This is a genomic window from Arthrobacter sp. Soc17.1.1.1 (assembly GCF_036867195.1).
In the GTDB taxonomy this organism is placed as follows: domain Bacteria; phylum Actinomycetota; class Actinomycetes; order Actinomycetales; family Micrococcaceae; genus Arthrobacter_D.
The window spans coordinates 2,601,147-2,623,383 of the sequence record NZ_JBAJII010000001.1; the positions used below are offsets into that span (position 1 = coordinate 2,601,147).

General features: G+C 72.3%; 20 protein-coding genes. 10 read left to right on the forward strand and 10 right to left on the reverse strand.

The genetic code is table 11. The features are described 5' to 3' along the window. Positions 1-18: 18 nt before the first annotated feature. Both V6S67_RS12030 and V6S67_RS12035 read right to left on the reverse strand, forming a co-directional pair. Positions 19-1,359 carry an AAA family ATPase gene (locus V6S67_RS12030; RefSeq protein ID WP_334210465.1) on the reverse strand — a complete coding sequence of 447 codons (1,341 nt, stop codon included), beginning with the start codon at positions 1,357-1,359 and terminating at the stop codon, positions 19-21. Further along, a complete protein-coding gene (locus tag V6S67_RS12035) occupies positions 1,356-2,009 on the reverse strand; it encodes a hypothetical protein (RefSeq protein ID WP_334210466.1) in 654 nt (217 codons plus the stop codon). The genes V6S67_RS12030 and V6S67_RS12035 overlap by 4 nt, the downstream gene beginning before the upstream one ends. Before the next feature lie 183 nt (positions 2,010-2,192). Between V6S67_RS12035 and V6S67_RS12040 the strand changes: the two genes are divergently transcribed. Further along, positions 2,193-2,420, forward strand: a complete 228-nt coding sequence (locus tag V6S67_RS12040; RefSeq protein WP_334210467.1) for a helix-turn-helix domain-containing protein — start codon at positions 2,193-2,195, stop codon at positions 2,418-2,420. Positions 2,421-2,503: 83 nt separating this feature from the next. Here the strand turns inward: V6S67_RS12040 and V6S67_RS12045 are convergent, their stop codons facing one another. Continuing rightward, complete coding sequence (locus V6S67_RS12045; RefSeq protein WP_334210468.1) at positions 2,504-3,070, reverse strand: hypothetical protein; 567 nt, start codon at positions 3,068-3,070, stop codon at positions 2,504-2,506. A 119-nt stretch (positions 3,071-3,189) separates the two neighbouring features. On the opposite strand from V6S67_RS12045, the gene V6S67_RS12050 reads away from it, so the two are divergent. Beyond that, positions 3,190-4,065: a LysM peptidoglycan-binding domain-containing protein gene (locus V6S67_RS12050; RefSeq protein WP_334210469.1), complete on the forward strand. Its 876-nt coding sequence runs from the start codon at positions 3,190-3,192 to the stop codon at positions 4,063-4,065. A gap of 230 nt (positions 4,066-4,295) precedes the next feature. Then, positions 4,296-4,874 carry an Rv3235 family protein gene (locus V6S67_RS12055; RefSeq protein ID WP_334210470.1) on the forward strand — a complete coding sequence of 193 codons (579 nt, stop codon included), beginning with the start codon at positions 4,296-4,298 and terminating at the stop codon, positions 4,872-4,874. 1 nt (position 4,875) lies between these two features. On the opposite strand, the gene secA is transcribed toward V6S67_RS12055, so the two are convergent. The 7 genes from secA to mtrA all read right to left on the reverse strand — a co-directional run bounded on the left by secA (position 4,876) and on the right by mtrA (position 15,327). Beyond that, positions 4,876-7,584 (reverse strand): preprotein translocase subunit SecA, encoded by a 2,709-nt coding sequence (gene secA, locus V6S67_RS12060; protein WP_334210471.1) that lies wholly within the window; start codon positions 7,582-7,584, stop codon positions 4,876-4,878. Between the two features lie 119 nt (positions 7,585-7,703). Continuing rightward, a complete protein-coding gene (locus V6S67_RS12065; RefSeq protein WP_334210472.1) occupies positions 7,704-8,915 on the reverse strand; it encodes a winged helix-turn-helix domain-containing protein in 1,212 nt (403 codons plus the stop codon). Between the two features lie 91 nt (positions 8,916-9,006). Then, positions 9,007-9,741, reverse strand: a complete 735-nt coding sequence (hpf, locus tag V6S67_RS12070) for a ribosome hibernation-promoting factor, HPF/YfiA family (protein WP_334210473.1) — start codon at positions 9,739-9,741, stop codon at positions 9,007-9,009. A 105-nt stretch (positions 9,742-9,846) separates the two neighbouring features. Beyond that, positions 9,847-10,995: a ComF family protein gene (locus V6S67_RS12075; RefSeq protein WP_334210474.1), complete on the reverse strand. Its 1,149-nt coding sequence runs from the start codon at positions 10,993-10,995 to the stop codon at positions 9,847-9,849. A gap of 61 nt (positions 10,996-11,056) precedes the next feature. After that, entirely contained in the window at positions 11,057-12,808 is a 1,752-nt protein-coding gene (locus V6S67_RS12080; RefSeq protein ID WP_334210475.1) for an LpqB family beta-propeller domain-containing protein, read from the reverse strand. Next, positions 12,795-14,678: an MtrAB system histidine kinase MtrB gene (gene mtrB, locus V6S67_RS12085; protein WP_334210476.1), complete on the reverse strand. Its 1,884-nt coding sequence runs from the start codon at positions 14,676-14,678 to the stop codon at positions 12,795-12,797. The genes V6S67_RS12080 and mtrB overlap by 14 nt, the downstream gene beginning before the upstream one ends. Beyond that, the gene (mtrA, locus tag V6S67_RS12090; RefSeq protein WP_334210477.1) at positions 14,650-15,327 is read right to left on the reverse strand and encodes an MtrAB system response regulator MtrA; all 678 of its coding nucleotides are present in this window, start codon (positions 15,325-15,327) and stop codon (positions 14,650-14,652) included. Before mtrA ends, mtrB begins: the two co-directional genes overlap by 29 nt. Positions 15,328-15,511: 184 nt before the next feature. Here mtrA and V6S67_RS12095 point away from each other — a divergent pair, with 184 nt between their 5' ends. From V6S67_RS12095 to V6S67_RS12125, 7 genes are read left to right on the forward strand one after another with little or no spacing between them, the layout of a single operon-like run. Next, positions 15,512-16,969: a hypothetical protein gene (locus V6S67_RS12095; protein WP_334210478.1), complete on the forward strand. Its 1,458-nt coding sequence runs from the start codon at positions 15,512-15,514 to the stop codon at positions 16,967-16,969. 34 nt (positions 16,970-17,003) lie between these two features. Next, positions 17,004-17,663 (forward strand): DUF4129 domain-containing protein, encoded by a 660-nt coding sequence (locus tag V6S67_RS12100; RefSeq protein WP_334210479.1) that lies wholly within the window; start codon positions 17,004-17,006, stop codon positions 17,661-17,663. Next, positions 17,660-18,925 carry a DUF4350 domain-containing protein gene (locus tag V6S67_RS12105; RefSeq protein ID WP_334210480.1) on the forward strand — a complete coding sequence of 422 codons (1,266 nt, stop codon included), beginning with the start codon at positions 17,660-17,662 and terminating at the stop codon, positions 18,923-18,925. Before V6S67_RS12100 ends, V6S67_RS12105 begins: the two co-directional genes overlap by 4 nt. Beyond that, a complete protein-coding gene (locus tag V6S67_RS12110) occupies positions 18,922-20,031 on the forward strand; it encodes an AAA family ATPase (RefSeq protein WP_334210481.1) in 1,110 nt (369 codons plus the stop codon). Before V6S67_RS12105 ends, V6S67_RS12110 begins: the two co-directional genes overlap by 4 nt. Positions 20,032-20,087: 56 nt before the next feature. After that, complete coding sequence (locus V6S67_RS12115) at positions 20,088-21,380, forward strand: DUF58 domain-containing protein (RefSeq protein ID WP_334210482.1); 1,293 nt, start codon at positions 20,088-20,090, stop codon at positions 21,378-21,380. After that, positions 21,377-21,529: a hypothetical protein gene (locus V6S67_RS12120; protein WP_334210483.1), complete on the forward strand. Its 153-nt coding sequence runs from the start codon at positions 21,377-21,379 to the stop codon at positions 21,527-21,529. The genes V6S67_RS12115 and V6S67_RS12120 overlap by 4 nt, the downstream gene beginning before the upstream one ends. After that, positions 21,526-22,194 carry a DUF4166 domain-containing protein gene (locus tag V6S67_RS12125; RefSeq protein ID WP_334210484.1) on the forward strand — a complete coding sequence of 223 codons (669 nt, stop codon included), beginning with the start codon at positions 21,526-21,528 and terminating at the stop codon, positions 22,192-22,194. Before V6S67_RS12120 ends, V6S67_RS12125 begins: the two co-directional genes overlap by 4 nt. The last annotated feature ends 43 nt before the right edge of the window (positions 22,195-22,237 follow it).

Genomic DNA, 22,237 nt, shown 5'->3' on the forward strand with positions numbered 1-22,237 from the left:
CCGCTTCATTGCGACCTCTTACCGGGGAAGCCTAGCCGGGTTGCCTGGAAATCTCACGTCGCGCAGGCGCGGTCCGGGCATGCGGCCCCGCCTCCCGGTGACCGGGACGTCGGCGAGGTCCGCGATGGCGATCCTCAGCGCGGAGGCGGGCGCTGTCTCCAGCAGGGCCGTCCCCGCGAGCAGTGCCTGATCGGCGGCTGCGTGGTCCACCGGCAGGAAGGCGGCGATCCCGGTCGTCGGGCCGAAACGCTCCCATGCCTCCCTCAGCTGCGCCTCCGGGGCACGTCCCACCGCTGCTGCGCGCACCTTGTTGAACACCACGCGCGGGGCTGCGGTCGGGACCGCGTCGGCGAGTTCGGCGAGCGCCTTCACCATCCGTGGGACGCCGACGGTGTCCGCGCCCCCGACGGCGATGACCGAGTCCGCCACCTCCAGGCACCGCAGCGCCGCACCGTTCCGGCGGGGCGCGAGGGTGTCGAAGCTGAGCTCCTCGTCGGCCTCGAGACAGAAGCCGCAGTCCACCACCGTGACCTCCACGAGGGAACGGGCTGCGTCGAGCACCTGCCCGAGGGCGGCGGGGCGCAGCTCCGGCCAGCGGTCGGGACGGGTGATGCCAGTCAGGACCCGGAGGCGGGCACCCTTGATGGCGACGCTCACGGCGATCCGTTCGAGCGCCGATCCGGTGAAGCCGCCCTGGTCGGCGATCCGGCAGGCCTGCGCGAGGCCGGCCGACTCGTCCAGCAGCCCGAGCGACGCACCGATGCTCGCGCCGTAGGTGTCGGCGTCGACGAGCAGGACGGACGTGCCGGACGCCGCGAGTTCCGCCGCCATGTTGATCGCCACGGTGGTGCGGCCGGGGCTGCCGGACGGACCCCAGACGGCCACGATCCGCCCGTCCCCCGGCCCTTCAGCGGCAGGCGCCTCCGCATGCAGCGCGGCAGGCGACGGCGGAGCGGCGGCCGGCTGGTACAGCGGATCGGCGTAGGCCAGCGATCCCTTCGGCCGGGCGGAGCCGTCGCCGAACCTCCCGACGGCCCGCGTGACGGCGTCGGCGAGTACCGCGGCCTCGACCGTGGCGCCCACGTACTCGACCCCGTCCACGGGATCCGGACCCGGTGCGCCGTCGGTGAGGGCGACGACGGCGGCCCCCGCGAACCTCAGCCGGTCGACGAGCGACGCGGTGAGCTCCACCGCTCCGGGCGCGATGATCGCCGCCCGCGCCAGGCCGGACTGGCAGGCGGCGACGAGATCCGCCAGCCCATCGCAGCGCCGCACCACCGTCACGGGCCCGCGCAGCTGTTCGAGGCCGGGCACGTGGGCGCTTGCCGCCGCCCCGAGCGTGACGACCGGGATGCTCACGCAGCACCGGGGTTGAGGACCACGGCGATGCGTGCGTCGTTGGCGAGTGCGTCCAGCAGTTCGGGCATGGCCCGGTCGTCGACGAGCACCTGCACCAGGGTCGAGGCACTCGCACCGAGGGCCGACTCCCCCACCGTCAGCTCCGCCACCTCCGCCGCCTCGAGCAGGAGCCGCGGTTCCTCGTACGTGTTGGTGTCGGTGCGGAGCGATACCCAGACGTCGACGCGGTCACCCGCGGCGGTACCCGTGGGGAGCGGGTCCTCGACCGAGAGGCCCACCGGCTTCCGGTCGAGGTCGTCGGAGCTCCCGAGTGCGGACGACGGGACGAGCTCCCCCTGCGGAACGAGCCTCGTCGCGATCGCGCCCTCGGGGATCCCCTCGTCGACGGGGAGGTAGGCTCCGGCGGCGTCGCCCAGCCGGACCGGGGTGGCCAGCAGGTCCTCGGCGGTCAGGACGGCGCCGACCGGGATGTCCTCGCGCGCGGAGTACACGTCCGTGGTGGTGTTTTGGCTGTCCAGGAGTGCGACGACGCCGGCCGTGGAGGCGAGCACGAGAAGCACCCCGATGAGGAGTCGCGGGTCCTTCCAGGACGGCTTCCTGAGCCGTGGGGCCTCTGTCGTCAGCTGCGTGGCGCGCATGCCTGTGCTCACTGTCGTCCCCCATCAGGCCGGTGCCGCCCGGATGCTCGGCGCGGTCCTGTCATTCTGGCCCAGGCAGGCACCGAAAGGAACCGATCGGCGGTAAATCGCGTCAAAGTGTGTGGAAATGCCCTTCGACCGGCAGTGCCGGTGTCACACTGGATGCATTCCCGACGTACCAGGAAAGGCGGACCCGTGGCCGAACGGCGTTTCCTCACCCTCGCCGATGTGGCCGAGGTGCTCAACATCAGTTCGTCCCAGACCTACGCCCTCGTCCGGTCTGGGGAGTTGCCCGCCATCCAGGTGGGCGGCCGCGGCCAGTGGCGTGTGGAGACCCGGGTCCTCGAGGAGTACATCGCGAAGGCGTACGAGAAGACGGCCTCCGCCCTGAGGAACGACGCCGAGAGCACGCCCATCCTCTGAGGTGCGGGCCCGGCGGGCGCCGGCACGACGCTCGGGCCTCGTCCGCAGGTTCCGCCCCAGGACCCCGTCGCCCGCGTCGCCCATCAGTCCGGTGCTCGGTCCGGTGCCGCAGATTCGACCGAATCGATGGCCCTGAAGGGCACCGTGAGTGCGTCGCGGACGTTCGCGGCGCGCCGCTCATCACCGGTCACGACCAGCCCCAGTTCCAGGAAGTCGGCGCCGACACGGTCGATCACTCCCGAGTGGCGCGAGTCCGTGCCCAGCCACAGCGCGACATGGACCCTGTCCCGGGAGAGGCCCCGCAGGGCCGACCCCAGCCCGAGCCGGGCCGTGACACCTGACGGCGCCTGCCCCACCCCGCGGCCCAGCCCGATGAGTGACTGCAGGGACGACAGCGGCACCAGCACGGATCGCCCCTCCACCGCCAGCGAGACCCAGTCGGACCCGACGTGCGTGAGGACCCCCGAGAGAAAGCGGCCGCCGGAGGTGGAGGCCCCGATCGGCAGGCCGACCTGACCGAGGAGCCGCTGCACCAGCGTCAGGCGCGACTGCTCCACCCGGGTACGCTCCCTGATCTCGCTCTCCCGACCCGCGTCCAGCGCCGAGTGGAGCTGTGACTCCAGATCGGCGAAGAGGGCTTCCCACCGCATGCCCCCAACGTAGGGGGCATGCGTCGGCTCGTCAATCACCATCAGAACGAACAGTTAGAAGCAAGTATAGACAAACGAGGTTAAACAGCATCAAACTGGTTCGTCTGAGAGGAGCGATGATGAAGACTGCGGATGTCGTACACGCCGGCCTGATCCTGGCCTGCGGGGTGGTCATGGCAGCGGCCGGGCAGATCCTGCTGCGCTCACCGCGGGCACTGGACATCGAGGGCGCCGTCGGCGCCTCGCTGTCGGTGCTCGGCATCGGGATCGTCGTCCTGTGGATGCTTGCGCTCGTCCTGGCCCTCGTGGCCGAGCTGCTCCTGCGTCGCGGTTCGTCGTCCGCCGCGACGATCGCCCTGCGGTGCACGCCGGCGCTCATGCGCCGACTCGCTGCCGCGCTGCTCGGGCTGAACCTCCTTGCGTTACCCGCGCTGGCTCAGGCCGCACCTGGCGCACCTGGCGGACCGGCCGGCAGCGTGGCGGTTCCTGCCGCTGCCGACCCGCCCGCGACGCGGATCGGCGGCCTGGCAGTCGCCGGCATCTCCGCGGACGGCGCGTCGCACGGCGAGGACGCTGCATCCTCGGGTTCGCCCTACTGGTCGCCCACGACCGTCTCCGGCGACCCCGGACCCCGGGCGTCGTCGCCCGGCGAGCCGGGTCTCGATGGACCGGGACGCGAAGAGCCGGGACCCGGGCCGTCCGGCGCCCCGGCGTGCCCTGTGGCGCCCGCCCCGTCGGGATGGGAACCGGCGCCGATGCCCACCGGCGGCGGTCTTCTGGCGCGAGCCGGGACCAGGACGACGACCGGGTCCGCGGAGGTCGTCGTGGTCCCCGGTGATTCGCTGTGGTCCATCGTCGCCTCCTCCCTGGGCCCGCTCGCGACCGCAGCGGAGGTGGCGGACGCCTGGCCCGCCTGGTACGACGCGAACCGCACCGTCATCGGGGAGGACCCGTCCCTCGTGGTGCCGGGCCAGGTCCTGACGGCGCCGCCCTAGACCGCGGGAGCACCACCTCCCCGCCCGGTCACCGCCCGGTCACCGCCCGCACTCCGCCCGCACGACCGGACGGGACCATCACCGGACCGGCCTGCCGGCGGAACGGACGTCACGCCGCACGGGAGGACTCCCCCGGCAGCTCCTCCGTCGGCCCCGCCCACCCGTCGGCGCCACGCCCGCACGCACCGGCACCGACGCAATGAAGAACCGACGCCCAGCAAAGGACCAGCATGCCTGTCATCACCCCGCTCGAGCGCACCACGGCCGAGCCGCCCGCCACGGCCGGCGGCGCGCCCCTCCCCCTCGTGTCGACCGCGGTCCGGCCGTCCGGCACAACGGCGGGCCCCATCACCGGGCGGCGGTCTCCCCCGGACCCCCTCCGGGATGACACGGAAGGCGCAGCGTCAGCGGGCTCACCCCCGCCCACACCGGCAGCCGATGACCCCGAGACCATCCGACGCATCTCGGGCATCGCCCGCTCGGTGGCCCAGGGCGCGCTCGAGGTACTGGCCGGAACCCGTCCCCTGCAGCAGCTGGCCCGCTGGCTCGATGCCGGGAACTACGAGCGGCTCCAGCTGCGCGCCAATCTGGTGCGCTGCATCCACGACGCGCCGACCGGCCGCAACGGCGGTGCGGTGTCGAGTGCGAACCGCCACGTCCTCGTCCGCTCCGCGCGGGTGTGCCCGGTCAGCCCCGGCGTCTACGAGGCGTCGGTGGTCGCCTATGACCGGAAACGCGTCCGCGCTGTCGCTCTTCGGATAGAGCGACAGCGCGGGGCGTGGCGGGTGACCGCCCTGGAGATCGGCTGACCTACTTGCGCCTGGCCTTCTTGCCGCCCGCCGGCGCGGCCTGCGGCTTGTTGCGCTCCACGTGCACCTCCGCGTCACCCTGTGCGTTGGGCGCCGTGAAGTTGAGGGTGGCCGGCTTCGCGGGAGCGTCCAGTCCCGCGGCCTTGATGGTCGGCGCCTGGACGATGGTCCGCCCGTCCGTCACACCGGGCAGTCCCGTCTGGGCCGGTGCGGAGCTCTCGACCTCGAGGTTGAAGAGGTAGCCGATGCTCTCCTCGCGGATCGATTCCATCATGGCCTGGAACAGGATGAAGCCCTCACGCTGGTACTCCACGAGCGGATCCCTCTGAGCCATGGCCCGCAGACCGATGCCCTCCTTGAGGTAGTCCATCTCGTAGAGGTGCTCCTGCCACTTCCTGCCGATCACCGACAGGACGACGCGGCGCTCCAGCTCCCGCATGGTCTGCTCCCCGAGCGACTCCTCGCGGGCCTGGTAGGCGAGCTTGGCATCGGAGAGGATCTCCCCGTGCAGGAAGTCGCGGGTCAGACGTGACTTCCCGCCGGCCTCCTCGATGACCTCGTCCGCGGTGAGCGTGATCGGGTACAGCGTCCTGAGGTTCGTCCACAGCAGCTCGTAGTCCCAGTCGTCGCCGTGCCCCTGCTCGGTGGCCTCGTCGACCATCGCCGTGATGACGTCCTCGAGGAAGAACTGCACCTTCTCCTTGAGGTCGCCGCCCTCGAGGATCCGGCGGCGGTCGCCGTAGATGGCCTCGCGCTGGCGGTTCAGGACGTCGTCGTACTTCAGGACGTTCTTGCGCTGCTCGGCGTTGCGGCCCTCCACCTGGCCCTGCGCGTTCTCGATCGCCTTGGACACGAGCTTCGACTCGAGGGCGACGTCGTCGGGCATGGTGGCGCTGTTCATGATGCGCTCCGCCCCTCCGGAGTTGAACAGACGCATCAGGTCGTCGGTCAGCGACAGGTAGAAGCGGGAGCGTCCCGGGTCACCCTGGCGCCCCGACCGGCCACGCAGCTGGTTGTCGATGCGTCGGGACTCATGGCGCTCGGTGCCCAGCACGTACAGGCCGCCGAGATCGCGGACCTCGTCCTGCTCGGCCTTCACGGCGTCCTTGGCCGCGTCGAGGGCGGCCGGCCACTTGGCCTCGTACTCCTCGGGGTTGTCCGCCGGGTCGAGCCCCAGCTTCTCGAGGGCGGCGACGGCGTTGAACTCCGCGTTGCCGCCGAGCATGATGTCCGTGCCGCGTCCGGCCATGTTGGTGGCGACGGTGACCGCGCCCTTCCGGCCGGCCTGGGCGATGATCGCGGCCTCCCGCGCGTGGTTCTTCGCGTTCAGCACCTCGTGGCGCACCCCGGCCTTCGCGAGCTGCTTGGAGAGGTACTCGCTCTTCTCCACGCTCGTGGTGCCGACGAGGACCGGCTGGCCGGTCTCGTGGCGCTCGATGATGTCCTTGACGACGGCGTCGAACTTCGCGACCTCGTTCTTGTAGATGAGGTCGGAGAGGTCCTGGCGGGCCATGTCCTTGTTCGTCGGGATCGGCACCACGCCGAGCTTGTAGGTCGACATGAACTCGGCGGCCTCGGTCTCGGCCGTGCCCGTCATGCCCGAGAGCTTGTCGTAGAGCCGGAAGTAGTTCTGCAGGGTGACGGTGGCGAGCGTCTGGTTCTCCGCCTTGATCTCCACGCCCTCCTTCGCCTCGATGGCCTGGTGCATGCCCTCGTTGTAGCGGCGGCCGGCGAGGATGCGTCCGGTGTGCTCGTCGACGATCATGACCTCGCCGTTGAGGACCACGTAGTCCTTGTCGCGCTTGAACAGCTCCTTGGCCTTGATGGCGTTGTTCAGGAAGCCGATCAGCGGTGTGTTCGCGGACTCGTACAGGTTGTGGATGCCGAGGTAGTCCTCGACCTTCTCGATCCCGTCCTCGAGGACGCCCACGGTGCGCTTCTTCTCGTCGACCTCGTAGTCGGCGTCGACGGACAGCTTCTGGACCACCTTGGCAAACTCGTTGTACCACCGGTTGACGTCACCCGACGCCTGGCCGCTGATGATGAGCGGCGTGCGGGCCTCGTCGATGAGGATCGAGTCGACCTCGTCTACGATGGCGAAGTTGTGGCCGCGCTGCACGAGTTCGGCGGCGCTCCAGGCCATGTTGTCGCGCAGGTAGTCGAAGCCGAACTCGTTGTTCGTGCCGTAGGTGATGTCCGCCGCGTACTGCTCGCGGCGCGCCGCGGGATCCTGCTTCGAGAGGATGCACCCGCTCGTGAGGCCGAGGAACCGGTACACGCGACCCATCAGGTCCGACTGATACTCGGCGAGGTAGTCGTTGACCGTGACGACATGCACGCCCTTGCCGGTCAGCGCGTTCAGGTAGGCGGGAGCCGTGGCGACGAGGGTCTTGCCCTCACCGGTCTTCATCTCGGCGATGTTGCCCAGGTGGAGCGCGGCGCCGCCCATCAGCTGGACGTCGAAGTGGCGGAGGCCGAGGGTGCGGCTCGAGGCCTCGCGCACGGCGGCGAACGCTTCCGGCAGCAGGTCGTCCAGGGTCGCGCCCTCCGCGTGGCGCTTCTTCAGCCGGTCGGTCTCCCCGCGCAGCTCTGCGTCGGACATCGCGCGGAACTCGTCCTCGAGGACATTGATGGCGTCAGCGTAGTTGCGGAGTCGCTTCAGTGTCTTCTTATCGCCGGTGCGTAGAACTCGTTCAAGAAGTGATGGCACTGGTATCTGCTCCCAATCTGATGCTGCCCAAAGATGGCCTGCCTAGTCTACGTGAGTGACGTCCGGAGCCCCGCTTTGGTTCCCTGGTGGGGACCGGCGTCGCCGCTCCACGTGTCCGCTCAGAGTAGCCTGCCGACCTGCACGGCGACTGCGGGCGCGAGGTTCCCACGGTCGGAGACGACGACGTCGGCCAGGCCCAGCCACTGCGCGAGGAGGCGCAGCTCGTCGGCGAGCTCGGCCGCGGTGTCCGCGGGGGCGCCCGGCTCGGCGTGGCAGGCCTGCACCAGCAGGCGGCCGGTGGCACGGTCGGCCTTGAGGTCCACACGGGCCACGATGGAGTCCCGCAGGAGGAAGGGCAACACGTAGTAGCCGTGGACCCGCCGCTCGGCCGGGGTGTAGATCTCGATGCGGTAGTGCACGCCGAAGAGCCTCTGCAGCCGGCTGCGGTCGAAGACGAGGGAGTCGAACGGGCTCAACAGGGCCCTGCCCCTGGCCTGCCGGGGAAGGGTCACGGCCGGATCGAGGTACCACGGCTCCGCGCCTCCGTCGACGGTCACCGCCTGCAGTGCGCCGGCGCTCACGAGTCCGTCGAGGGCGGCGCGTGTCTCGCGCACGGGCGTACGGAAGTAGTCGGCGACGGACCGGGCGGGCGCGACGCCGAGAGCACCCGCGGCGCGGCCGGCGAGGACCGTGAGGGCGTCGGTCCGGTCCGGCTCCTCGGCCGCGAGCGCGGCGTCGGGCAGCACCGCGGCGATGGGGGCGTACAGACGTTCGAACTGGGGCGTGCGGCCTGCCGACCCGATCTCGCCACGTGCGAAGAGGTCCTCCAGGACCCGCTTGGCCGCGGTCCACCGCCACCCCCAGCCTTCGTCGGGCCTCGCTGCCTCCCCGCCGACGCGTCGCTGGATCTCGGCGGCGGTCAGCGGCCCGCCGGAGGCGAGGATCTCGCCGATGCCCGCCTCGAGCGGGCCACGGACCTCCGCGGGGACGCTGGTGGCGCCCATCCAGGTCCGTCGTTGCCAGACCCGCAGGTGCGGGAACAGCTCGGGCGGGATGAGGCTCGCCTCGTGGGCCCAGTACTCGACGAGCCTGCGCGGACCCCGGGAGTACAGGGCGTCGAGGTCGGCCGGCGCGTAGGAGCCGAGGCGCGAGAACAGGGGCAGGTAGTGGGAGCGTACGAGCACGTTGACGGAATCCACCTGGAGCACCTGCAGGCGCTGCGCGGCCGTATTGACGGCCCGGCGCGACGACGGAGCGGCGATGCGCGGCCGGTGGAGGCCCTGGGCGGCGAGGAGGATGCGCCTGGCCTGCGCGGTGGTGAGGTTCGGCATGGTCTCCTGCACGGCACTGCCTCCGCGCGGAGCGCGGAGGCAGTGGATCGGACGTCGGGACGCGCCGGGCGCGCCCTGTCGGCGGTGGCGCCTAGGCGGAGGCGGTTTCCTTGGCCCGGTAGGCGAGGAGTTCCTCCTGGGGCTCCTCGGTTCCTTCGGCGCACTTCGAATCCAGCGTGATGACGCCGTAGGTCCAGCCCTGCCGCCGGTACACCACCGAGGGCGCTCCGGTCGCGGAGTCGACGAAGAGGTAGAAGTCGTGGCCGACGAGCTCCATGTTGTCGACGGCGTCGTCCAGGGTCATCGGGATGCCGGAGAAGACCTTGCGGCGGATCAGCACGGGAGAATCGCCCGCGGGCACGTCGTCCGGCGAGGAGTACGCGTCGGTGTCCTCCGGCTGCGGGACGGGCTCGGTGGCCGTCGGCTCGATGGTCGGTGTCTCGAGGTAGATGGGCTGGGTGGGATCGGCGGGTTCGAGGTCCGCCGTGGCGACCCTCACGGCCACCGGTGTGTGCCGGCCGTGGTGGACCTTCCGTCGGTCCCGGGCGCGGCGCAGGCGCTCGAGGAGTTTCGCGTAGGCGAGGTCGAACGCTGCGAACTTGTCGGCCGCGGAGGCCTCCGCCCGGACGACTGGGCCCCTGCAGAGGACCGTGAGCTCGACCGTGAGGGAGGTGTCTGCCATGCGCGCGCTGGGCTCCTTGGTGATCTTCGCGTCCACGCGCTGCACCTTGTCGCCGAGCTGCTCTATCTTGTCGATCCTCTCCGTCGCGTACTCACGGAAACGGTCGGATACCGCCAGGTTTCGACCATTGATGACAAATTCCATGGTGCCCTCCACATCGCTAGGTGACACGACGACGGCCGAGGCATTGAGCAGAGCCGCCGCCGACGGGTACGGACCATCACTGGGTACCCGTCTCATCACGGTAGTTCACGTCCCTCCTTTATTCACCCATCGACGCTCAGGAAGTTCCGGTGGCCCGCCGGGCATCTGATGGGCACTGCTCCCGGGCTCGGGGTCGCGTGCCGAGGGCGACGATGTCGCCGCCATGACGACCGCTCCGAGCACCCGCGCGCCGGCGGCCGTCAGGACGCGGTGCGCCTCGCCGATCGTCGCGCCGGTCGTCAGGACGTCGTCCACGATGAGGCAGTCCCTGTCGGCCAGCACGTGGCGGGGACGTCCGGTCACGCTCATGGAGTCCTGGACGCCGGCTCGCCGTCGACGTCGGCCGAGGCCCTTCTGGCCCCCGCGCAGACCGGCCCACGCCACCGATGCGGAGCCGACGAGCGAGGGCACCCCGCCCCGCTGCAGGGCGGTCAGCAACCGCCGTACCGGCGGGATCTGCCGGATGGCCGGGGCGAGGACCGTTCCCGCGGGCAGCCCTCCCGCCCGGTCGAGGCGGGACAGGAGCAGCATCAGGGGGTCATAGCCGCGCCGACGGCGCGACGAGGCCCGCGTGGGCACGGGCACCAGCAGCACGGGACGGGGCGGGGACGCCGGGGACGCTGCGGACACCGGGGATGCCGGGGCCACCGGGGACGCCCGGGTGCCGACGGCGGCGTGCAGCACCCCGCCCAGGGCTGCTGCGACGGGCGCCGCGAGGTCGACATGCCCGTGGTTCTTGAACGCCAGCAGGACCACCGAGACGGTGCGGCCGTACCGGCCAGCGGCGAGGACGGGCAACGGACCGAAGGCGGATGCGGACGGGCCCGGCGGGTGCCGGCCGCGCACCGCCTCCTCCCGTGCCGGCGGAACGAGGCCCGGGATGAGGCCCGGCACGAGGCCGGGGATGGCGGGCAGTCGGCCGGGCAGTCCGACGTCGGGCAGGGATTCGGCGCCCTCCTCGGCGCGGAAGGGCCGCATGGTGGCCCGGCGGAACTCACCGAGGCACCGGGTGCACAGCGAGGTGTCCCATGTACCGCACACCGCGCACGACGACGGCAGGACGAGGGCGGCGAAGGCGGAGAGGGCGCGGGCCGTGCGCTGATAAGCACGGCAGAAGACGATCCGGTCGAGGACGCGGGCGACGGAGGCGCCGACGGCAGGAGCGGGGGAAGGATCCGGGAGGGGAGCGCGCATGCCTCCAGCGCATCACGCCGGCAGCGGGCGCGCCCCCGCGCGAGCGGCTATGTGGGTACGCCTAGCCGGGGAAGGCCGGGTCGCTGACATCGAGCTGCTCGTCCACCCAGCTGTTGCCGATCCGCCGGTACAGCGTGTCGCCGGCCTGCGCGTAGAGGGTGTCCTCCGCGTCGGATCCTGCGCTGATGGCGCGGACGCCGACGAGGGCCGCCATGGTCTCCTGTTCGCCGTCGAGCTGCAAGATGACGGGCGCGGCCTCCGTGTCGGCTCCGAGGGACGACGCCACGATGGTGCTCTGACCGGCCCAGGCGGCCGTGTCGATGTCGCCGGGCAGGGGCAGCGTCAGCGGCGTGGTGAGCGTCTGCGGCGTGCCGTCGGGGGATCGGGTGATGCCGGCGACCAGCAGTTCGCTCGTCCCGCCGCGGTCCGCGACGATCAGGGCCCGCGATCCGTCGCGCGAGACCCGCAGTTCGTCGACCCTCCGGTCGCCGAGCCAGCCCGCCGCGAGGACGGTCGCGTTCGCCTCCGTCCCGCCCGGCGGGACGGCGAGGACGGAGCTGCGCCCTCCTTCGGACCTGCTGGTCCAGACCCAGTTCTCCGGGTCGAAGGACGGCCGGGTCAGGGCGGTGCCCTTCACCACCTCACGGGCCTCGCTGCCCGGCGCGGTGACGAAGAGGGTGGTCCTGTCCCCGTTCATGAAGGCATAGGCGCTCCCCGACACCGAGGCGGCCGGGGTGCGTGGCTGCAGGGCGGCCACGCTCGGCATGCCGTCGATCGGGACGGTGGCCCCGTTGCGCACCCGCACCACCTCCCCGCCCGCGACGGCCACCTGCTCTCCCCCGACGTCGGGGGCCAGCTCGGGCACCACGAGCTCGGGTGCGTCCTCACCGAGTTCGATCGGCTGACCGCTGATCATCTCCACGGTGGTGACGTCGTTCAGCCCGAGCAGGTTCTCTTGGAGCTGCTGGTTCATCTGCTGCAGGCCGAGGCTCGTGGCGTCCTCGAGGACCTCGGAGGAGAACTCGACGGACGCCGTACCGGAGGTGATGGGCACCGAGTCACGGGCCAGCGTCACCCCCTCCGGGAAGGCACTGGTGACGGAACCCTGCAGGTAGGGCGCCGGACCGGCGAGCATGGCGCTGACGATCCTGGCCGTCACCCCGGTCCTGCGCACGAACCACCGCGCATCGGGCACCCAGTAGCGGAAGTTGCTGCTGTAGAAGTAGAGGTTGTGCGAGATCAGGAGGTCCCGGGCACTGCTCTGGGCGAGCATGATGCCGTCGGGGATCTCGTCGATCCGCCATTCCCCCGCCACCTGCACCATGCGGACTCCGAGCGTCTCGGACGCGGGAACCGCACTGTTGGTCCGCAGGCCCCTGGAGTCGACGGTCCCGGTCGTCTCCAGCTGGATCTGGTAGACCCCCTCGGTCTCCCGCTTCTCCACGCGCGGGTCGGACCTGAACAGGACGATCCGTTCTTCCGGCTTCCAGGTCTTCGCCAGTTCGGTGCTCAGGAACTGGCGTGCCACGCTGTACCCGTCGCCGGCACCCGTCCCGGCCGTGATGAAGTCCCGCAGGATCCGCTCGGGGGTCGCGCCCGGCGCCGGTCCCTCGGGGTCGAAGGCGGGCGCCACCGCGTCGACCTCAGCCTCCGCGGCCGGGATCACCCCGACCGGTCCCCGCGTGGGGATCGCCGAACAGGCGGTGAGGACCACGAGGCATGCCACCAGCAGCGCAGCGAGGACCGCCCGTGGCGTCCTTGCGGCCGACCGGTCGGCGGTCCGGGCGCGGCTTGTCGTCCTACTGCGTCGCACTGCTCTCCCTCGTGGTGATCCCCTGGTTGCCATGGTCCTCGTGCCCTGACCCGTGCCCTGCCTCGTGCCCCGACTCGTGCCCCGCCCCGCCCGCCGACCCTGCCCGTGCGTGAGCCGCAACGGGCGGTAGCGCCAGGGGCGACGACGTCAGCACCGCACCCTCGTGCCGCGGCACGGTCAGACGGAAGCATGCTCCCTCACCCGGGCGGCCCCATGCCTCCAGCCACGCCCCGTGCAGGCGGGCGTCCTCGGTGGCGATGGACAGGCCGAGGCCGCTGCCACCCGTGGTCCGGGCACGCGCAGGATCGGCCCGCCAGAACCGGTCGAACACGCGGGACGCCTCGAGCGGCGTCATCCCGATCCCATGGTCGCGGACCGCGACCGCCACCGCTTCCGGGTTGCACGCGATGTGGATGTCGACCGGCCGCCCCTCCCCGTGCTCGAGCGCGTTCACGATCAGGTTGCGCAGGATCCTGTCGATACGGCGGGCGTCGGCGTCCACGATGCACCGGGTCTCGCCGGTCACGACGGAGAGCTCGGTGCCCAGCCTCTCCGCGAGCGGCCGTGCGCCGTCGAGGGCGTGGTGGACGAGCTGCACCATGTCCACGGATTCGGCTTCCAGGACCGCGGCACCGGCGTCGAAGCGCGAGATCTCGAGCAGGTCCGCGAGCAGGGCCTGGAAACGCTCCACCTGGTCGAACAGGATCTCCGCCGACCGCTTGTTCACCGGATTGAACTCGTCCCGCGCGTCGTGCAGGACCTCCGCCGCCATCCGCACCGTGGTCAGCGGTGTCCTGAGTTCGTGCGACACGTCGGAGACGAAGCGCTGCTGCATCTGGGAGAGCTGCGCCAGCTGGGTGATCTGGTCCTGCAGGCTGGCCGCCATGCGGTTGAAGGAGGCTCCGAGCCGGGCCACCTCGTCCTCTCCGGTGACCTCCATGCGTTCCTGCAGCTGACCGGAGGCGAGCTTCTCCGACACGGACGCGGCATGGCCGACCGGCAGGACCACGCTGCGTGTCACGTACCAGGTGACGCCGCCGATGACGATCAGCAGGATGACCCCCACCAGCCACAGGACGCCGTGGATGGAATCGAGCGTGGCCTGCATCGAGGAGAGGTCGTAGTAGACGTAGAGGGCGTAGGGGCTCCGCTCGGGCGGCAGCTGGACCTGCGTGCCGAACGCGAGCCCCGGCGCGTCCGGCTCGCCGTTCTCCGTCACGGGGATGGTGATCGGCGCCCAGTACACGTCCTGCCCGCTGGTCACCGCCTGCTGGAGGTCCTCCGGGAGCATGCCGGCCGTCGCGCCGTCCTGGCTCACCGTCACCGGGATGAACAGCCCCTCCCCGTTGGTGATGGGGACCAGCATGGCCTGGCGGGGGGCGTTCGTCCTGCTGCCCACGAGCGCATTGACCGAGTCGAGCACCAGCCGATTCGTCGTGTCACGGTCCGTCGCGGAGGAGTCCCGGAAGACGGCCTTGGTGGAGGTCAGGGCGGAGCGGGCCTCGGCACTGAACTGGTCGAAGCGCTCGTCGTAGAGCGCGCTCGCGATCTGGTTGGACAGGAAGCCTCCGACGGCCACGAAGGACACCGAGGTGAGGAGCATCGTCGCGACGACGGTCCGGAACTGCAGCGACCGGCGCCAGCTGCGCGCGATGGAGCTCAGCAGGACCCGGAGGCGCCGCACGCCGCGTCGCAGCCGGATCGCGAAGCGGCTCGCGACGGAGGAGCCGGCCGGGTGGGGCAGGACACCGGGACCGGCCGCAGCGGCATCGGTCCCCTGCGACGGCACCGACCCAGGGGGCACGACGGGGTCGGCGGCGCTGCCGCCCGCGCCCTCCGCGTCAGCCCTGTCCGGCCTTGTATCCGACACCACGCACCGTCAGCACGATCTCGGGTGCCTCGGGATCACGCTCGATCTTCGAGCGCAGCCTCTGCACATGGACATTGACGAGTCGGGTGTCGGCCGCGTGCCGGTAGCCCCAGACCTGTTCGAGGAGCAGCTCGCGGGTGAACACCTGCCACGGTTTCCGGGCGAGGGCCACGAGCAGGTCGAACTCGAGCGGGGTGAGGGAGACCCGCTCGCCCGCCCGCGTGACCTCGTGGCCTGCGACATCGATGCTCACGTCACCGATCCGGAGGGTCTCCGGTGCCTTCGACTCGGCCGGCCGCAGCCGGGCGCGGACGCGGGCCACGAGCTCGGCCGGCTTGAAGGGCTTGGGGACGTAGTCGTCGGCGCCGGACTCGAGGCCGCGGACGACGTCGGACGTGTCCGACTTCGCCGTCAGCATCACGATGGGGAGGTCCGATTCGGCGCGGATCTGACGGCACACCTCGATGCCGTCCATGCCGGGCAGCATCAGGTCCAGCAGCACGAGATCCGGCTGGGTCGAGCGGAACACGCCCAGAGCCGCTGCGCCGTCGGCACAGAAGACGGGGTCGAACCCGTCGTTGCGGAGGACGATGCCGATCATCTCGGACAGGGCCTCGTCGTCGTCGATGACCAGAATGCGAGCCTTCATACCCCCATACTGTCCCATCGGACGTGCAAAGTCCCATCAGCCCCACCCTGTGCTGTGTCCCGGCAGAGCCAGGAGCCGAGCCGGCGGACGCGCGCGGCTGGGTGGCCCGTGCGGCGGCCCGGCCTATGATGCAGGAGGGGAGCTGCGGACGGACCTCCCTGGAGCATTCGAGCGAGGGGACGCCATGAGTGATCAGGTGGAGGGTCAGCCGGACGACGGGCTGCCCCGCGGTACATCGGACGGCCGGGGCGGCGGTCCGGCCGTGCAGCCCGCACCCCCGGTACCTCCCGCAGCGTCGGCACCGTGGCAGTCCCCCGGGACGCCCGCCCCCGACGGCCGGGGCCGCCCGGCGTCTGCGTGGCAGTCGCCCGCCCCTCCGCCACAAGGCCCCCAGACCGCCGGGCCGCAGCAACCCGGCCAGGGCTGGGGCGCCCCCTATCCGCCACAAGGCCCCGAGGCCCCCGGGCCACAGCAACCCGGGGGCTGGGGACCCGGCTTCCCGCAGCAGGGACCCGGGCCGCAGCAGTCCGGGGGCTGGGGACCCGGTTTCACGCCGCAGGGACCCGGGCAGGGCGGGAGCCCGTACGGCGCGCGACCCTTCCCGCAGGGGCCCGTGTACCAGGCGCCGCCCAAGCCGGGCGTCATCCCGCTCCGACCGCTGGGCCTCGGGGAGATCCTCGACGGCGCCTTCCAGGCCTGCCGCAGGAACCCGATGGCCACCTTCGGCAGCGCCATCCTGCTGCAGGCCGTCGTCGCGCTGATGACGGTGCTCCTGCTGGGGAACGTCGTCTCGTCCTTCGAGGTACTCGAGTCCGAGAATGCGACGACGGACAGCATCATCGCGGCCGTCGCCGGCTTCGGCGTGGCCGCCACGATCACCGGCGTAGTCTCCGCGGTGGCACTGCTCGTGCTGCAGGGCATCCTCGTGGTCCCGATCGCGCGGGCGGTCATCAACCAGCGGACGTCCTTCGGCCAGGCATGGCGGATCGCCCGGGGCCGTATCCTCCCGCTGCTGGGCTTCGGACTCCTGTCCTTCGCCGCCGGACTCGTGGGTCTCGTCCTCGTGGTCGGGATCTCCGCGCTGGCCGTCGTGGGACTCGAGGAGTACTCGGCCCTGGTCATCGTGCCGCTCGCACTCGGCGCCGTGGCCCTGCTCGTCTGGGTGAGCACCAAGATCGTGGTCGCACCGGCGACCCTGATGCTCGAGGGGACCGGCCCCTGGGCGTCCGTCAGGCGATCGTGGGCGCTGACCCGGGGCAACTGGTGGCGTACGTTCGGGATCGTCCTGCTGACGAGCCTCATCGTGTCGATCATCGCGTCGGTCATCTCCACCCCCCTCACGTTCGCCGTCTCGCTCATCTTCGGCTTCAGCGCCAGCGCCTCCGCGACGCCCGACGCCCTCGACTCGATCCCCCTGCTCCTCGCGACGCAGGCCATCACTGCTCTCTTCTCCGCCATCGGCTACGCCTTCCAGGCCGGCGTGACCTCCCTGCTGTACGTGGACCTCCGCATCCGCCGCGAGGGCTTCGACGTCGTCCTCATGCGAGAGCACGAGCGCGCCGGCACGGGACCGAGCGACATCCTCCCCGGCGGCACCCCTCCCGGCACGTCCTTCGGGCACCGGCCCGGAGGCCCGGCGTGAGAGCCGCTTCGAGCATCGTCCACCGGGGCCGCCCGTGACCACCAGTCCGGGGACCCCGCTCACGCCGGACGCCGACGAGGCCCGCAGGCTGCTGCAGGACGAGCTGGCGAAGGCCGCCTACGTGGAGGCGCAGCCCACCATCTTCGAACGCATCCTCGCCGACGTCCTGCGCTCCCTCGGACGGCTCCTCGACGGCGTGCAGGGGCTCGGGTCGGGACCGGGCACGCTGCTGGTCGCGCTCGGCGCAGCCGCCCTCATCGTCGTGGCCGTCGTGCTCGTCCGGCCGCGCCTGAACCCGCGCGGGCGCACACAGGAGGCCGCGGTGTTCGAGGACGGCGCCCGGCGCTCCGCCGACCACCACCGTCGCCGATCCTCGGAGCTCGCCGCCGCGGGGAACTGGAACGGCGCCCTGGCGGAGCTGCTGCGCGCGATCATCCGCTCGGCGGAGGAACGCGTCGTCGTGGAGGAGCAGGCCGGCAGGACGGCGACGGAGGCGGCGGTGCAGCTCGGCGGCATGTTCCCGTCCCTGGCGCCCGACATCGCGTGGCTCGCCGACCGCTTCAACGAGACCCACTACGGCAGCGGCACGGCGACGGCGGACGACCACCGGCGTGCCGCCGCCCTCGACGCGCAACTGACCGCAGAGCGTCCGGCCGCACCCCGGGGCACGACGACGCCGGCGGCACCGCGATGACCCGCGGGACGCAGGAGACCGACGTCCGGGGAACCGCCGTGCAGCCCGGTGCCGCGCCGCGGGCCGAGGTCATGGGCGACGGCGGGAGCGCCGCGACCACCGCACGGAGGCGTTTCCGCCGCTCCCTACCGCTGCTGGTCGGCGCCGTAGTCCTCGCCGTGATCGTGCTGCTCAACCTCCTGCCCGGCGCGGAGGAGGACGACCGTCCGCTGTCCCCGGGCAATCCGGCGCCCCAGGGCGCGCGGGCCGTGGCGGAGGTCCTCGCGGCCGAGGGCGTCGGCGTCGTGCGCGTCGACTCGTACGACGACGCACTCGAGGAACTGGACGCCGGGCCGGCGACGCTCTTCCTCAACGACGCCCGGCAGTACCTCAGCGCCACCCAGGTGGCGGAACTGACCGGGGCATCGGTGCGTGCCGTGCTCGCGGCGCCTGGGGCCCGGCAGCTCACCGCCCTCGAGCAGGAGTTCACCCAGCTCGGTCCAGCTCCCCTGGACTTCGGCGGTGCGCCCGCGACGTCCGCCCAGTGCACCGACGACGCCGCGACGGCGGCGGGCACCCTCTCCGGGACCGGGACGGTCTACGCGGGCGACGTCGAGTGCTTCCCGACCGTCGTCGACGGTGCGACGGACGGCGATCCCGGAGGCTCCGGCCCGACGACCGGCGGCCTGTACACCACGAGCGCCGACGGCACGGTCGCCGTGCTCGGGGCCCCGTCGATCCTCTCCAACGCGTCGATCACCGAGGAGGGCAACGCGGCCCTCGCCCTGCGCGCCCTCGGCTCCACCCCGACACTCGTCTGGTACGAGCCGACCGGCGCGGACATCGTCTCGAGCGGTGAGGGCATCGATCCGCGGACGCTCCTGCCCCCGTGGGTAGACCCGCTGCTCGTGTGGCTGCTCGTCTGCGCCGCGCTCGCCCTGGCCTGGAAGGGACGACGCCTGGGGCCGCTGGCGGCCGAGCCGCTGCCCGTCGTCGTCCGGGCCGCCGAGACGGCGGAGGGCCGCGCACGGCTCTACCAGGACTCCCGGTCGGTGGCGCACGCCGCGGCCACTCTGCGGGCGGCCGCGCTCACGCGCATGGCCCGCCGGCTCCGCGTGGACCGTGCCGCCCCGGCGGGCGAGGTCATCGACGCCGCTGCCCGGCACAGCGGGCGGTCCCGTCTCGACCTGGAGCAGCGGCTGCTCCACACACCGACCACGGATCGCGAACTCGTGCTGTGGGCACAGGAGATCCTCGACCTCGAGAAGGAGATTCGATCATGAACGATTCCGCCGGCCGGCAGGACGGGCCCCCGCAGGCGCCGCCCGCCACACCCCCCACCGGGGCGCACCAGGCGACGCGCGTCGCCGAACGGGACGACGCGCCGGAACACGGGCCGGACGGCTCCCGCCAGGCGTCCGGCCGGGCGGACCACGACGGCGACGCCGCCCGGGCCGCGCTGCTGCGGGTCCGCACGGAGGTGGGCAAGTCGATCGTCGGCCAGGACGCTGCGGTGACCGGTCTCCTCATCGGCCTGCTCGCCGACGGTCACGTCCTGCTGGAGGGTGTGCCCGGCGTGGCGAAGACCCTGCTCGTCCGCACCCTGGCCACCGCCCTGGACCTCGACACCAAACGCGTGCAGTTCACGCCGGACCTCATGCCCGGCGACATCACGGGCTCGCTGATCTACGAGTCGAAGACCGGCGAGTTCACCTTCCGGGAAGGGCCGGTGTTCACCAACATCCTCCTCGCCGACGAGATCAACCGCACGCCGCCGAAGACGCAGGCCTCGCTGCTCGAGGCGATGGAGGAGCGCCAGGTCTCCGTCGACGGCGTCTCGCGCCGCCTCCCGGCCCCGTTCATCGTCGCCGCCACGCAGAACCCGGTCGAGTACGAGGGGACCTATCCCCTGCCCGAGGCGCAGCTCGACCGCTTCCTGCTCAAACTCACCCTCCCGCTCCCGGGCCGCGACGACGAGATCGAGGTGATCCGCCGCCACAGCGTCGGCTTCGACCCCCGCGATCTCGGCGCCGCCGGCGTCCGCGCGGTCGCCGGTGCGGAGGACATCGACCGCGCACGTGCCGCCGTGGCCCGCGTCGCCATCGCCCCGGAGGTCCTCGCCTACATCGTGGACGTCGTCCGGGCCACGCGATCCTCGCCGTCGTTCCAGCTCGGCGTGTCCCCCCGCGGCGCCACGGCCCTGCTGAACACCTCACGCGCCTGGGCGTGGCTCTCGGGCCGCTCCTTCGTGACCCCCGACGACGTCAAGGCCCTGACCCTCCCCGCGCTCCGGCACCGCGTGGCGCTGCGGCCCGAGGCGCAGATGGACGGCGTGGGCGTCGACGACGTGCTCGGCGGCATCCTCGGCACCGTCCCCGTCCCCCGGTAGGACCCCACCCCCACCCGCTCCGGTCGCCGCTGCGCCCGGGGCAGAGAGGAGCTCCCGTGGTTCTCACCGGCCGCCTCGTCCTGCTGGCGCTGCTCGGCGTCGTACCCGTCGTCCTGTTCCCGGGGGCGACGTCGATCCTGCTGTGGGTGGCGCTCCTCGCCGCGGTGACCGCACTCGACCTGGCCCTCGCGGCGTCGCCCCGGCGGGTCGGGATCGTGCGCGAGCTGCCCGAGGGTGTCCGGCTCGGCGAGGAGTGCCGCAGTGCCCTGGTGCTGCGCAACGACACCTCCCGCCCGCTGCGCGCCACGGTGCGGGAGGCCTGGCAGCCGTCGGCCGGTGCCGCCGATCCGGAGCAGGCGGTGCAGGTGCCCGCGGGCGAGGCGCGCCGGATGACGGTGCGCCTGCGTCCTACGCGCCGGGGCATCCTCCGGGTGGAGACCGTGGCCATCCGGAGCGCCGGGCCGCTCGGCGTCGCCGCCCGCCAGGTCACGGTGCCGGCACCGGGCGCACTGCGGGTGCTGCCGTCCTTCGCCTCGAAGCGGCACCTGCCGTCCAAGCTCCGCCGCCTGCGTGAGCTCGACGGCGGGTCGGCCGTGCAGATCCGGGGAGCGGGCACGGAGTTCGACTCCCTGCGGGACTATGTCCGCGGCGACGACGTCCGGTCCATCGACTGGCGGGCGACGGCCCGACGGCGCGACACCGTGGTGCGGACCTGGCGGCCGGAGCGCGACCGCCGCGTCGTCGTCGTGCTCGACACCTCCCGCACGTCCGCCGCGAGGGTCCTCGACGAGCCCCGCCTCGACACCGGGATCGAGGCGGCACTGCTGCTGTCCGTGCTCGCGGAGCGCGGCGGCGACAAGGTCCACTTCCTGGCCTTCGACCGCCGCCTGCGCGCCCGCGTCGACTCGACCGCCAAGGGCAACCTGCTCGGTTCGCTCGTGACGGCGATGGCGCCGCTCGAGGCCGAACTGATCGAGGCCGACTGGTCGCGCGTCCCGGCCCAGGTGCGGGCCGTATCGCCCCACCGCAGCCTCGTGGTCCTGCTGACCTCGCTGGACGCGGGCGCCGTGGAGGAGGGCCTGCTGCCGGCGCTGCCGGGCCTGACCGGGCGCCACGTCGTCGTGGTCGCCTCCGTCCGCGATCCGCGCCTCGAGGAGATGGCGGCCGACCGCTCGACCGCGGCGGCGACCTTCCGGGCCGCGGCGGCGGAACGTGCCCTGCTGGACCGGGCGGCGGTGGCCGACCAGCTCCGCCTCGTCGGCGCGGAGGTCGTGGACGCGGTGCCCGCGGAACTCCCCCCGCTGCTCGCCGACACGTACATCAGGCTGAAGGCCACGGGTCGCCTGTGAGCGCCTTCGACGAGGCCGCCCCGACCCGCCCCGCCGATGCCGCCCCGCCGCCGGAGGTACGTGCCGCGACCGGCGGACTGCCCGGCGGGCAGCTCGACGCCGGCATCATGGTTGACTGGTTGTCCGAGCGACGGAAGTGGGCGGCATGACCTCGATCTACCAGCAGGCGATGGGCGCGGAGTTCGGCCGGCTGCAGCCGGAACTGCGCGAGTACTTCGGCCTCCACGCCGGCAGCGGCCTCGCCGGGCGCGGGCACGGGGTGTTCGACGTCGCCGGGTGCCCCGCCTGGTTCGCGCGCCCCGCCTTCCGCCTCACGGCGCTCGACAACGCGTTCTTCCCCGAGTACCGCGACGACGTCCCGTTCACCATCAGGAACTTCCCCCACACGGACCCGTTCGGCCGTCCGGCGCTCACGGCCCGCCGCGAACTGGATTTCGGGACCGCCCTGCGCGTCTTCGAGGACACCACCTCGCTGCAGGACGGCGTCCTCACCGACTACGTGGGCCGGCACCGGCGGATGGCCACCCTGCTGACCTGCACCGCCACGGACGAGGGGCGCATCCGCATGGTGTCCTCGCGGACGCGGGTGTTCGCGGGCCGGCGCCTGCCCCTGCCCGACGCCGTCGGTGCGCTCGCCTACGTGGAGCAGTGGTGGGACGACGACGCCGCCGTCTTCCGGATCAAGACCCGGGTGGTGCACCGCCAGCTCGGGACCCTGCTGGTGTACGCGGGGTCCTTCCAGTACACCCTCGAGGAGTTCGACGGCGTCCTGCCCGCGGAGGTCCGTCCGCGGCGGTGGGAGCAGCGCGTCTGACGGGGTCGGAGCGGGACACCCTGCCGGATGGGCCGGGTAGCCT

What these genes read in the sequence shown, in the direction of transcription:
- V6S67_RS12045 (WP_334210468.1), bottom strand. Translation starts at nt 3,070, where the DNA reads ATGCGGTGGGAAGCCCTCTTCGCCGATCTGGAGTCACAGCTCCACTCG.
- V6S67_RS12050 (WP_334210469.1), top strand. Translation starts at nt 3,190, where the DNA reads ATGAAGACTGCGGATGTCGTACACGCCGGCCTGATCCTGGCCTGCGGG.
- V6S67_RS12055 (WP_334210470.1), top strand. Translation starts at nt 4,296, where the DNA reads ATGCCTGTCATCACCCCGCTCGAGCGCACCACGGCCGAGCCGCCCGCC.
- V6S67_RS12065 (WP_334210472.1), bottom strand. Translation starts at nt 8,915, where the DNA reads ATGCCGAACCTCACCACCGCGCAGGCCAGGCGCATCCTCCTCGCCGCC.
- hpf (WP_334210473.1), bottom strand. Translation starts at nt 9,741, where the DNA reads ATGGAATTTGTCATCAATGGTCGAAACCTGGCGGTATCCGACCGTTTC.
- V6S67_RS12075 (WP_334210474.1), bottom strand. Translation starts at nt 10,995, where the DNA reads ATGCGCGCTCCCCTCCCGGATCCTTCCCCCGCTCCTGCCGTCGGCGCC.
- mtrA (WP_334210477.1), bottom strand. Translation starts at nt 15,327, where the DNA reads ATGAAGGCTCGCATTCTGGTCATCGACGACGACGAGGCCCTGTCCGAG.
- V6S67_RS12095 (WP_334210478.1), top strand. Translation starts at nt 15,512, where the DNA reads ATGAGTGATCAGGTGGAGGGTCAGCCGGACGACGGGCTGCCCCGCGGT.
- V6S67_RS12105 (WP_334210480.1), top strand. Translation starts at nt 17,660, where the DNA reads ATGACCCGCGGGACGCAGGAGACCGACGTCCGGGGAACCGCCGTGCAG.
- V6S67_RS12110 (WP_334210481.1), top strand. Translation starts at nt 18,922, where the DNA reads ATGAACGATTCCGCCGGCCGGCAGGACGGGCCCCCGCAGGCGCCGCCC.
- V6S67_RS12125 (WP_334210484.1), top strand. Translation starts at nt 21,526, where the DNA reads ATGACCTCGATCTACCAGCAGGCGATGGGCGCGGAGTTCGGCCGGCTG.